The 11,631-nt window shown below is 69.7% G+C and carries 11 protein-coding genes; 3 read left to right on the forward strand and 8 right to left on the reverse strand.

Annotated elements, in window-relative coordinates; genetic code table 11:
* Positions 1 to 40: 40 nt before the first annotated feature.
* The 4 genes from NET02_RS06375 to NET02_RS06390 all read right to left on the reverse strand — a co-directional run bounded on the left by NET02_RS06375 (position 41) and on the right by NET02_RS06390 (position 4,778).
* Complete coding sequence (locus NET02_RS06375; RefSeq protein WP_284056549.1) at positions 41 to 1,465, reverse strand: YlbE family protein; 1,425 nt, start codon at positions 1,463 to 1,465, stop codon at positions 41 to 43.
* A 72-nt stretch (positions 1,466 to 1,537) separates the two neighbouring features.
* Entirely contained in the window at positions 1,538 to 2,176 is a 639-nt protein-coding gene (locus tag NET02_RS06380; RefSeq protein WP_284056550.1) for a thioredoxin-like domain-containing protein, read from the reverse strand.
* Positions 2,177 to 2,192: 16 nt separating this feature from the next.
* The gene (fdrA, locus tag NET02_RS06385; protein WP_284056551.1) at positions 2,193 to 3,776 is read right to left on the reverse strand and encodes an acyl-CoA synthetase FdrA; all 1,584 of its coding nucleotides are present in this window, start codon (positions 3,774 to 3,776) and stop codon (positions 2,193 to 2,195) included.
* A gap of 12 nt (positions 3,777 to 3,788) precedes the next feature.
* Entirely contained in the window at positions 3,789 to 4,778 is a 990-nt protein-coding gene (locus tag NET02_RS06390) for an oxamate carbamoyltransferase subunit AllH family protein (RefSeq protein WP_284056552.1), read from the reverse strand.
* A 358-nt stretch (positions 4,779 to 5,136) separates the two neighbouring features.
* On the opposite strand from NET02_RS06390, the gene NET02_RS06395 reads away from it, so the two are divergent.
* On the forward strand, positions 5,137 to 5,748 hold the full coding sequence (locus NET02_RS06395) for a superoxide dismutase (RefSeq protein WP_284056553.1): 612 nt from the start codon (positions 5,137 to 5,139) through the stop codon (positions 5,746 to 5,748).
* 90 nt (positions 5,749 to 5,838) lie between these two features.
* Here NET02_RS06395 and NET02_RS06400 read toward each other — a convergent pair whose 3' ends face one another.
* The 3 genes from NET02_RS06400 to NET02_RS06410 all read right to left on the reverse strand — a co-directional run bounded on the left by NET02_RS06400 (position 5,839) and on the right by NET02_RS06410 (position 8,184).
* Positions 5,839 to 6,801 carry a ring-cleaving dioxygenase gene (locus NET02_RS06400; RefSeq protein ID WP_347711012.1) on the reverse strand — a complete coding sequence of 321 codons (963 nt, stop codon included), beginning with the start codon at positions 6,799 to 6,801 and terminating at the stop codon, positions 5,839 to 5,841.
* 55 nt (positions 6,802 to 6,856) lie between these two features.
* Positions 6,857 to 7,369 (reverse strand): MOSC domain-containing protein, encoded by a 513-nt coding sequence (locus tag NET02_RS06405; RefSeq protein ID WP_284056555.1) that lies wholly within the window; start codon positions 7,367 to 7,369, stop codon positions 6,857 to 6,859.
* Between the two features lie 149 nt (positions 7,370 to 7,518).
* Complete coding sequence (locus NET02_RS06410; RefSeq protein ID WP_284056556.1) at positions 7,519 to 8,184, reverse strand: hypothetical protein; 666 nt, start codon at positions 8,182 to 8,184, stop codon at positions 7,519 to 7,521.
* A gap of 304 nt (positions 8,185 to 8,488) precedes the next feature.
* On the opposite strand from NET02_RS06410, the gene NET02_RS06415 reads away from it, so the two are divergent.
* Complete coding sequence (locus NET02_RS06415; protein ID WP_284056557.1) at positions 8,489 to 10,030, forward strand: hydantoinase/oxoprolinase N-terminal domain-containing protein; 1,542 nt, start codon at positions 8,489 to 8,491, stop codon at positions 10,028 to 10,030.
* A gap of 2 nt (positions 10,031 to 10,032) precedes the next feature.
* Positions 10,033 to 11,175, forward strand: coding sequence for an S-methyl thiohydantoin desulfurase family protein (locus NET02_RS06420; protein WP_284056558.1), 1,143 nt, complete (start codon positions 10,033 to 10,035; stop codon positions 11,173 to 11,175).
* On the opposite strand, the gene NET02_RS06425 is transcribed toward NET02_RS06420, so the two are convergent.
* On the reverse strand, positions 11,167 to 11,424 hold the full coding sequence (locus NET02_RS06425) for a YggT family protein (RefSeq protein WP_284056559.1): 258 nt from the start codon (positions 11,422 to 11,424) through the stop codon (positions 11,167 to 11,169). The genes NET02_RS06420 and NET02_RS06425 overlap by 9 nt on opposite strands.
* Positions 11,425 to 11,631 lie beyond the last annotated feature (207 nt).

The following is an 11,631-nucleotide window of genomic DNA, read 5'->3' on the forward strand; positions in this document are numbered from 1 at the left end:
CTGAACCGTCCACGCGCGATACCGCGCAGCCCGCGCCGGCCTACGTTGCCAGGAAAGCCTCCTCGATCGCCCGCAGGGCCTGCGTGAAGCAGACGGCCGGAGGCCGGACGATGCCAGCGCCCACCTGGCCGATCCCCGGCTCCCGGTGGGCGATGCCGGTGTCGATGACCGGCAGGATGCCGGTGCGGACGACGGCCCGCACGTCGATACCCGTCGGGGTGCCACGGAAGTTGAGCGCGGCGATACGGAAGAGCTCGTGCTCGGCCACGGTAATCTCGTACATGTCGAGCGTGGCCCGCAGCGCGTCGGACGGCGAGCCGCCGATGAACTGGACGATCGCCGGGGCGCCGGCGAGCGCGAAGCCGCCCAGCCCTACCGTCTCGGTGATGGCGCTGTCACCGATATCGGGGTTCGCGTCGGCGGAGCCGTAGCCGGGGAAGAAGAGGCCGGCGGGCGTCTCGGCCGGTCCAGTGAACCAGCGGTCTCCCAGCCCGCTGACCCGGATCCCGAACTCGGTGCCGTTGCGCGCGAGCGTGGTCACGACGGTGCTGCGCTCGACCCCGTGGGCCGCATCGGCCATGGTCTTGGCGGCTGCCATGGCCAGGTTCAGGAAGAAGTGGTCGTTGCCGTGGATGAAGCGCAGGACGGCAGCGATCTCGGCCGGCGGCGCCCCGGTCTCGAGCAGATGCGGCGCGAGCTCGCGGTAGAAGAGCGAGGTGCCGGCCTTGTTCCGGTTGTGGCACTCGTCGCCCATCTGCACTGCCTGGGCGATGAGCTGGCGCACGTCGATCCCCTCCGAGCGTGCCAGCGCCGCCTTCACGAGCGGCGCCAGCACCCGCTCGATCCAGCGAAGCCGCTCGATCACGTCGTCGCCGTAGGCTCCGTAGCGGAGCACCTTGCCGAGCCCCTCGTTGAAGGTACTGTAGGCCCGGTTGCCTCCCTGGGCGTTCTCCACCACCATGACCGGCATCGAGGGGGAGATGACGCCGGCCATCGGGCCCACCGCCTGTCGCTCGTGGCAGGGAGCCAGCTCGATCTCGCCTCGCTCGGCCAGGCGGATCGCCTCCTCGGGAGAAGAGGCCAGCCCCTCGTACAGCATGGCGCCGATCAGCGCGCCGCGGAGCGGCCCCGAGGCGTGGGCCCAGTCGATGGGCGGGCCAGCATGCAAAAAGGTGCGCGCCGTCATGCCCGGCAGCACGTCGCCGGCCCGAGCGACGTCGACCAGCACCGGCTGCGCGCCCATCATTCGCCGCACGGCTTCCTGGTTAGCAGCGGCGATGCCCGGGTCATTGAAGAGCGGCAGCGCCTCCGGCAGGGGCTCGACCAGCGGCGGCCGCCAGGCAACCCGCACCGCCTCGACCCCCTGCTGGGCCAGCGCATCCGCGAAGAGGTCGAGCCCGACGTTGATCGGACGGATCCCCTCGCTCAGCAGTGCCCTGATGGGGCCGATTCCCTCCAGACCCATCGCTCGGCTCCCTCCGCACCTCGAGGTGGTCGCTCCCGGACCCAGCGTGACTGCGCGGCTAGGCCGGGTCAATCAGGGCGCCGGAACCGTCGCCGAAGTGCCGCCGTCGCACCGGGCGCCGCGCTCGGGTGTCTGCGGCCCGAGCCGGAAGGCCCGGATGAACTGCTCGAGTCTCGGATCGTTCGCCGATTCGAGCCGGACCTGCTTACCCCAGGCGGAGGCGACGACCGGCGTGGGCAGGTCAGGGTAGGGGCTCACTAGGATGAACGTCTGGCTCTCGGCGATCTGGCGCAGTCGCTCCACCTGGTCGGCCGGCAGGTCTGGCCGGTAGGTGATCCAGACCGCGCCGTGCTCGAGCGAGTGCACGGCAGTCTCGTTGGCGACCGGCTGGCTGTAGAACCCGCAGTTCTGCCAGATCGGTGAGTGCGGTCCACCTACCGGCGGCACCTGGTCGTAGGTGACCTCTCCCTGGGTGTGGTCGCGCGAGAGGTTCGTGAACGAGACGACGCCTTCCGGCGGCTGCCGTTCACGCTGGCCCTGCACGTAGACATAAGCACCAACGCCGAGGCCAGCCAGCACCAGAACCGCTGCCGTGGCGATGATGGCCCGCGCCATGCGCTGCTGGCGGCGGTGGCGCTCGGCCGCTTTGAGCCGCCCCTCGCGCCGTCGGCGGCCCGTCGCGGGTCGCTCGCCTTGAGGCGGGCGCTTCATCATAGCTGTGCCCCCTTCACGATTTATCTCCCTCCACGCCGCGATGGGTCGGTCTACGGGCTCCGGCCACGATGCGGCCGGCAAGCTGAGCCGCGATGACGTTGCTCGTGCTCACCAGCGCCCCCGCTGCCTCGAGCTTCGCTCGCTGGGCCGAGAGCCGCTGTGGGTCGCGCTCGGTCCCGACCAGCGAGACCACGATCGGGAGCGCGCGGCCATCTGCGGCGGCCCGGGAGCGCGCTACCTCCAGCGCCGGGGCGAGCGTACCCGCCGGGTCGGGGTGAGCCCCGTAACCCAGCACCACGTCGAGCAGGATACAGGCGGTGGCGGGGTCGGCGGCCTCCTCCATCAGCCGCTCGATGCGCAGCGTGGGGTCGATCATGGGGTGCGGTCGACCGACCGTCAGCTCGTCGGCGCCCAGATCGAGCAGCGTGTGCTCCCGGCTCCGGCGCGGGTCGGGAAGCCGGTATCCCGGCTCCAGCGGGACATTCGACCAGATCGGCCCCAACACCGGCGAGAGCACCCAGATCGCCTCCTCGCAGAGCGTGCCGCCGGAGAAGAGCCCGCGCGCGAAGCGCTGCGTCGGAGTCAGGCCGGCACGAGCGCGGGCGAGCGCTGTCTCGTCGACCGCCTCGTCAAACCGAACGGTCTCAGCCGGCCGGCTAGTCGCGAGCGCGACCGCGTGCCGCGCTGCCTCGGCCAGCGTCGGCACGCAGGTAACGCCCGGCCGGGACGGCAGCTCGGCTCCGAGGAAGGCGGCCACGACTGGCTTGCCCTGGGCCGTCGCTGCTGCCAGGACGCGGTCGGCGATCGCCGGATCCGGGGGCTTCGAGATCAAGACCAGCACCTCGGTCGCGGGGTCAGCACCGAGTGCCTCGATCGCGGCCAGCGTCGTCAGGCCGCCGACCGGGGCGCTCAGATCACGGCCGCCGGTGCCGATACCGTGGCTGATGCCGCCGCCGAGCTGGTCGATCAGGCAGGTGACGTGCTGCAAGCCGGTGCCCGAGGCGGCGATCAGGCCGATCGGCCCGCGGCGAACGACGTTGGCGAAGCCGAGGCCGACGCCGTTGATCAGCGCGGTGCCGCAGTCCGGCCCCATCAGGAGTAGGCCCAGCTCGGTGGCCAGGCGCTTGAGCCGGATCTCTTCGGCGAGCGGCACGTTGTCGCTGAAGAGGAAGACGTGGTGGCCGGCCCGTAGCGCCTCTTCGGCCTCGATCGGGGCGAACGGCCCAGGGACGGAGACCAGTGTCAGGTTCGCCTCCGGAGCGCGCCGCAGCGCCGAGCGGAGCGATCGCGGGCGCTCCTCGACCTGGCTGACCGGCGTGGCACCGATTTCGGCCAGTCGCCGGGCTGCCTCGGCCAGCGCGCCCCGCGCGGTCGACTCGTCGGTCGCCTGGACGACGATGACCAGGTCATTGGGGCCGGCCGCTTCGACCTCCGGCGTCGACAGGCCACTCTCGGCTAGCAGCTCGCGGTTCAGGCTGGTGCCCATCACCAGAGCGGCGCCGGTGACGCCGGGCAACTGGTTGAGCGCGGCCGAAACCGCCATCAGGGTGACGGAGTCATGATAGGTTCCAGGCCGGACTTCAGCGACGACGACCATCCGAGTCCTTCCTCACGCACCCGCAGTATACCGCCGGATGAGCGCCTGCCCGGCGGTGAGCAGGCCGCGAAGGGTGCAGCGTCCGGAGCTCGCTCCCAGGCGCACCAGCGTGTCCGCGGCAGCTAAGATCGCCGGCTTGTCGCTCGAAGCGAGCGCCTGCCCGAGCCGGAGGAGCGGCAGCGAGAACTCGCCTCTCCCGGCATGCGTGAGCCAGGCGGCGCTGAGCGCGGTCGTCTGCGCGGCGGCGGTCTCGGAGATGCGCCGCCGCAGCTCGAGGAGGGCCACGGCATCGTTCCGCAGGCGTGGCTCTTCGGCGCTGGCGAGCAGGGTCAGCGCGGCGCAGGCGCCGACCAGAATGTCGTCTCCCGCCGGAGTCGACCCGGGCCCGAGCCCGGCCAGCCGGCGCGTGGCCGCCAGGACGGCCGCGCGGTCACGGCGGGCCAGGCCGTCGACGAGAATATCCAGGGCGCCTCGGATGGCCTCGGCGAAGGGGGCGAGGAGATCGTTCCGGATCGCGCTCGTGCCCTGGCCGAAGCCGCTGCCGTATTCCTCCTCTGGCGGCAAGACTGCCGCGAGGTATCGGAAGCCTGCCGCGAGCGCGGCCAGCGAGACGAGATCCAGATTCCGCGCGAGCGATGGCTCCCAGAGGTCGGCTGACTGGCCGGTGATGCGCAGCGCGGCATCGGGAAAGCGAATCTCTCCCTTACCGATCCAGGCGTGCTGCCCCGGACGGAGACCTAGCAGGGTGCGCTCACCTCGGGTACAGGAGAGTACCAGCCCGTTGGGAACCCAGGAGGAAGTGGCGGCGGTCAACGTCACGAATTGCCCACCGACTTCGAGGTTTGCCGCCTGCGAGTAGGCGCTGTGGACGCGGGCGGCGCGCTGTGGGCCGGTGAGGAGATCGAGCACTGGCCGAGCGATCGCCGTCGCCGCGACCGTGAGCGGCCAGGAGCGGGTATCGCCTGCTGGATCGAACGACGCGTGAAAATCGGTCGCGGTCACCGGCTCTCCTCGGGGTTGGCCGGGCCGAACGACCCGGCACGAACCGCTCAGGGCTCGTCTGCCTGAGCGACCCAAGCGCGACACGGGGCGAGCCGCTGGCAGTCTGGTCTTTGATCCTAGCCTGCTACTCCGGGATGTGCCAGGGCGGCCGGCGCTACGGCGGTTGTCGCGATGCCGAGAGATCCTCTAACGAGGCGGTCGACACGGCTGGACTCTCGGGCGGGCCGCGCAGTTGGCCAATCGGTACCGGGCTATGCGATAATGCGACCGGACTGTCGGTGCATCCTGGCGCAACGCGTCTGCGGCGACTCGTGTACAGTTGTGCTGGGAGCGGAATCAGCAGGAAAGGGAGGGAACCATGGCGTTCGAGCTTCCCCCGTTGCCGTATCCGTACGACGCGCTTGAGCCGCACATCGACGCCAGGACGATGGAGATTCATCACTCGGGCCATCACGGTGCCTATGTGCGTAACCTTAACGCCGCGCTCGAAAAGCACCCCGAGCTCCAGAACCGGAGCATCGAGGATCTGCTGCGCAACATCAACCAGGTGCCGGAGGACATCCGTACTGCCGTGCGCAACAACGGCGGTGGTCATGCGAACCACAGCATCTTCTGGACCATCATGGGCCCGAACGCCGGTGGCGAGCCCAGCGGCGAGCTGGCGGAGGCGATCAATCAGACGTTCGGCAGCTTCGCGACCTTCAAGGAGCAGTTCTCGGCTGCGGCCGCGGGGGTCTTCGGCAGCGGCTGGGCCTGGGTGGTGCTGAACAACGGGCGACTCGAGATCGTCACCCGGCCCAACCAGGACAGCCCGTACATGGACGGGCTCTATCCGGTGATGGGACTGGACGTGTGGGAGCATGCCTACTACCTCAAGTACCAGAACCGGCGGCCTGAGTACATCGCCAACTGGTGGAACGTGGTCAACTGGGACGCGGTGGCGCAGCGCTATCGCGACGGGCTCAAGTAGCGAGTACCTGCCCTAACTGTCCGGCGAAGAGCACGAGGCCCCGCTGTGATGCGGGGCCTCTGTTTTCTCTGGATCTCAGTGTGGGGGTGGTCAATGCCCCTCTTCCGCCGGCACCAGCGGTCGCAGACCTGCCTCGATCTGCGCGCGGTACGGCTCGAGGAAGGGTGGCAACGCGAGTCGCTCGCCGAGGTGCGCCGGGTCCTCATCGACGGCGAAGCCCGGTCCGTCAGTGGCGATCTCGAAGAGCACGCCGCCCGGCTCGCGGAAGTAGAGCGAGCGGAAGTAGTAGCGGTCGATTACCGGCGTCACCGTAAGCCCAGCCGCTGCCACGCGCTCGTGCCACTGGCGATGCTGCTCGTCCGTCGGAGTGCGGAAGGCGACGTGGTGTACCCCACCGATGCCGGTGCGAGCACGCGGCAACTCCGGCCTGACCTCGACGTGGACCTCGGCGCCTGGGCCACCCGGCCCTGTCTCGAAGACGACACGCCGGTGCCCATCGAGCGCGAGCTCCGCTGCCCAGCGGAATCCGAGCACGTCGCGGAGCACTGCCTCGGTAGGGCCGAGGTCGCGCACCACCAGGGCGACGAAGGCGATGCCGCGGATGGCGAACTCGGCCGGAACCGGGCTCTCGCGCCAGGGCGAGCCACCGGGCCAATCGCTGGCGTCAATCAACGCAAGCCGCTGGCCCTCGGGGTCGGTGAAGCGGATCATGCCGCGGCCGCCGTACTCCTCTATGCCCTGATGGTCGATGCCTGCCCTGTCGAGACGGTCCGTCCAGTACTGCAGCGCGGGGCGGCCAGGCACGCCGAGCGCGATGGTCGCCACCTCGCCCGCCCCGGGGCGATGCGGGCCAGCGTCGGGCCAGTCGAAGAAGGTGACCTCAGTGCCGGGGCTGCCGGTCTCGTCCCCGTAGAACAGGTGGTAGGCGGACACGTCGTCCTGGTTGACGGTCTTCTTGACCAGGCGCATCCCCAGGACGCGAGTGTAGAAGCGGACGTTCTCGGCTGCCCGACCGGTGACTGCCGTGACGTGGTGGATCCCTCCGAGCTCCAGCTCGGTCACCGGGCTCCGGCTGTTCATCGCGCGATCCTTCCTCGTTGTTCCGCCACTAGCCATCGCCTGCCGGCGCGGCTGTAGCCCGCAGCAGTGTCACCGGGTCGCCCGGCCGCAGCGTGCCCGGCTCCAGGACGACGGCCGTGACCCCGCGACGTCCGTAGAGGTGCTTGACCAGAAGCGGGTGGTAGACCGCGACCGTCTTGCATGGCTGGTTCTGCGCCGTGACCTCGACGAGCACCGGCCCGAGCCGCAGCCGGTCGCCGGGCTGGAGATCGCTCAGGTCGCCCAGCCCCCATACCAGCACGTTCTCGGCCAGGTCGCCAGGCTTGAGCTGGATATCCAGGAGCAGGTTCATCTCGTCCAGCACTTCCTGGGCGACGATAGTGAGCTGGCGCCGGTTCGGCTCCGGCTCACCCTTCTTCTTGTGCCGGTTGTATGGCCCGGCGTGGTAATCCCCGTCGATACCGTGCGGGCCGACCTCGACCTGCAACTGGGGATACTTCGGCACGCCACCGGTCGGGCTCGAGCACACGGCGACGACTTGTCCGGTTCTGGCCGCGCTCACGCAGTCACTCCTTCACGCTACCGGCTCGGACGGTCCTTCCGGTCGATTCCACCCGGGCGATGGCCGGGGCCGGCGAGTTCTCCGGGCGTGTCGCCGTTCCCTATCTAAACACGAGAGGGACGCGCCGGCAATCGATCGTTCGGCTGCCTTCACCTGGCTGCTCGCCTGCCCAGCGCCTCGGCAGCATAGACCACCACCGAGCAGCCGACCGGGAATACCAGCTCGTTGACCCCCCGCGTGAACAGGTCGATCGCCGACATGCCCTCGGCGGTCTGCAGGATCAGCACGAGCACAAAACCGCCGAACACCAGACCCACGAGGAAACCAGTGGCGACATAATGGCTGATCCGGCCGTGCTCCCACTTCTGGATCCTGGCGATAGCCAAGCCGAGTATGCCGTACTCGATCCCCTTGACCGCGGCGAGCAAGAACGGTGAGGGTGTGGCCGGGACCGCGCTGGCAATCGCCAGCGCCTGTGCCACGCTCTTGTGGAGCGTGCGGGCAACAGCGAAGGCTGCCGGCGCGATGAAGAAGCCGGTGAACTTTCCGGCCGGGATACCCGTCTTCGCGACGGCTAACCCCACGGCAAGCCCCGTGCAGACGAAGAATGACCACGCGATCTGCTGGACGAGTTTCACCGCGAAGGACCGAGCCGTGGTGCCCTCGCCGAAGGCGGCGGCGAGAACGAGGAGGATCACCTCCATCGTCAGCCCCAGGAGGATAGAGAGCCAGGCGACGTGCAGGAGAAACGCGCGCAGGTCGAGTGCCGGCGCTTTCGCAGTCGCCGCGGGGTGGCCGCCGTTAGTCGCGCCCATGCGAGGCCTCCTCTCCGTAGAGATGCGCGACTCATGGAGAGGGGCCAGCCGGCAACCGGGGCTGGCGGCTCTCCGCCCGACCAGGACGACAGCGTTGGCGTGCGTGCCTCGCCTCTGGCCCGTGGCCGGTGTATTGCAGCAGTCTACCAGATGCGGCCCTGCTCCGATGCGGGGCGTGGCGGCTTCGATGATCGACCAGTCGTGAAGCGGGCTGGGCCTCTCCGGAGGCCGGAGGCGCGGTACAGTACGCCTGTCGCTCCGCCTGCGCGGCGGGGAGCGGTGGTGCTGCTCGAAAGGAGGGCGCGTGCGCATCGGGATCGACGTCGGCGGGACAAATACCGACGCGGTGCTGCTCGAGGGGCGCGAGGTCATCAGTTGGGCCAAGCGCCCGACGACCCCGAACGTGACCGATGGGATCAGAGCCGCTCTGCAGGCTGTGCTGTCCGGTACGGACGTGGCCCCTCGCGATATCGGCGCGGTGATGATCGGGACCACGCACTTCACCAACGCGGTGGTCCAGCGCCGCGAGCTCGACCGGATCGCGGCCGTCCGGCTGGGGCTGCCGGCCACCCAGGCCATCCCGCCACTGACCGACTGGCCCGACGAGTTGCGCGAGGCCGTCGCCGGACTCGTCCGGCTCCTGCCCGGCGGCCACCAGTTCGACGGCCGGGAGATCGCCCCGCTCGACCGTGCGGCGGTCGATCAGCTCATCGCCGAGCTGCGCGCGGAGGGAATCGATACTGTCGCGGTGAGCGCTGTCTTCTCCCCGGCGGTGCCCGACCACGAGCGCGCGATCGGAGCCTGGCTCAGGGAGGCGCTACCGGGCGTACACCTGACGCTATCGCACGAGATCGGCCGGTTGGGGCTGCTGGAGCGGGAGAACGCGGCCGCGCTCAATGCCTGCCTCAACACGCTCGCCCGCCGGACGATCAGCGCCTTCACGCGCGCGCTGGCCGAGCTGGGCATCGAAGCACCCCTTTACCTGAGCCAGAACGACGGCACGCTGATGGCCGCCGGGTTCGCGGCGCGCTACCCGGTGTTGACGTTCGCCTCGGGTCCCACCAACAGCATGCGCGGTGCGGCGGCGCTCAGCGGGATCGCCGACGCAGTCGTGCTCGATGTCGGTGGCACCACGACTGACGGCGGGGTGCTGGTGAACGGCTTCCCGCGGGAAGCCTCGTTCGAGGTCGAGGTCGGCGGCGTGCGTACCAACTTCCGCATGCCGGACGTGGTGAGCGTCGGGCTGGGCGGCGGGAGCCTCGTCACCGCCGACGGCGGGCGGGTCGGGCCGCAGAGCGTCGGCTACCGCTTGACCGAAGAGGCGCTCATCTTCGGCGGCCGAACGCTGACCGCGAGCGACATCGCCGTTGCCGCGGGCCGAGCCAGCTTCGGCGATCCAGCGCGCGCCCGCAGCCTCCCGGTGGATCTGGTGCAGCGGGCGCTGTCGGTCATCGATGGCCGGCTGTCCGAGCTGGTAGACGCGCTCAAGACCTCACCGGATCCGGTGCCAGTGGTGGTGGTCGGCGGTGGCAGCGTGCTGGTGCCGGACGAGATCGAGGGAGCATCGGTCGTCGTCCGGCCGCCATATGCAGAGGTCGCGAACGCCATCGGCGCGGCCATCGCCCAGGTGAGCGGCGAGGTCGACCGGGTGTTCTCGCTCGAGGGCAGGAGCCGTGACGCGGTGCTGGCCGAGGCGAAGGCCGAGGCCGAGCGGCTGGCGGTGGAGGCGGGGGCTGATCCAGCAACGGTGAGCGTCGTCGAGGTGGACGAGATCCCGCTGGCGTACCTGCCATCGACCGCGGTACGCATCCGGGTGAAGGCAGTCGGTAATCTGCGAGGAGTGTAGGCGTGTGGTACGTGGACGAAGAGCGGCTGGAACATATCGCCATCGGGGCTGGCATCCTCGGCACGGGCGGTGGCGGGAACCCGTACTACGGCAAGCTGCACGTGCGGCGGCTGCTCCGTGAGGGGGCGCGTATCCCGGTCGTAAGCCTCGATGAAGTGCCGGACGACGCGCTGGTCGTCTCAGTCGGAGGCATGGGGGCGCCGACCGTTGGGATCGAGCGGATTCACCGGGGAGATGAGCCGCTGGTCGCGCTCCGCGCGCTGGAGGAGCACCTGGGCCGCCGGGCGACTCACCTGATCCCCGGGGAGATCGGTGGAGCGAACTCGACCCGCCCGATGGCGATCAGCGCCATGACCGGCTTGCCGGTCATCGATGCCGATGGGATGGGCCGGGCATTTCCAGAGCTCCAGATGGACACGTTCGCGATCTACGGCGTCTCGTCGACGCCGGCAGCCCTGGCGGACATCTACCACAACGTCGTCCTCTTTCCGCGCCTCGCGGACGCCTTGACACTCGAACGCTACGCCCGGGCCGTGACCGTCCAGATGGGCGGGGCGGCCGGCTACGCCTTCCCAGCGATGTCCGGCGCGGAGGCGAAGCGGACGGCCGTCCCGATGACGCTCTCGCTCGCCGAAGCAGCCGGCGCGGCGGTGCGACGCGCCCGCCGGGAACATGCTGACCCAGTGGCCGCGGTGCTGCGCGTCACCGGAGGACAGGTTGTGTTTCGTGGCAAGGTGATCGACGTGCAGCGCCGGCTGGTCGCGGGCTTCGCCCGCGGGGTGGTGGAGCTGGACGGGCTCGGCGACGATCGCGGGAGCCGGATGCGCATCGACTTCCAGAACGAGAACCTGATCGCCCGCCGTGACGGCGACGTGGTGGTCGTCGTGCCTGACCTGATCTGCCTGGTGGACGCCGAGACGGCGGAGCCGGTCACGACGGAGGTCGTGCGCTATGGCCTGCGGGTAGCGGTGCTAGGCATCCCGGCGCCGGCGCTGCTCAAGACGCCGCAGGCACTGGCGGTCGTGGGGCCAGCCGCTTTCGGGTATCCGGAGATCGAGTACCGCCCGCTGCCGGGAATCTACGGGGGCGACCGCCTGGTTGGTGAGCGAGACGGGACTGAGCCGAGCTGGCCTCGTTCAGGGTGAGACCGCGGTGAGCAGCATCTGCCGCAGCACGTAGAGCAGCAGGAGTGCCACGAGCGGGGAGAAATCGAACATGCCGAGCGGTGGCAGCACCCGGCGGATCGGGGCGATGATCGGCTCGGTGAGCTGCACCAGGAACTGGCTGATGGGATTGCGCATCCCCCGGTCGAACCAGGACAGGATCGCCCGAGCGATGATAGCGAACTGCATGATGGTCAGGAAGGTGAGCAAGACTTGGAAAACCAGGGTCACGGTCGGTGTCCTCTCTCCGTGTTTACTGACCAACCCTAACACGCGTCTGCCCCGGCGTCAACGATGATGCTGACGTCTGAGCGCTTGCCTGCTCGCCTCTTCCGCGTGTAGCAGAGTTCGCTTTGGGACGCATAGGGGCCCGTGAACTGCCTGCGCCCACGTTCAGCGCGGGGCAGGGGCTAGAGCGTGCGCTGCCTCGCGTTATCC

Origin of the sequence: Thermalbibacter longus (genome assembly GCF_023806485.1) — a bacterium.
GTDB lineage: Bacteria > Chloroflexota > Chloroflexia > Thermomicrobiales > Thermomicrobiaceae > Thermalbibacter > Thermalbibacter longus.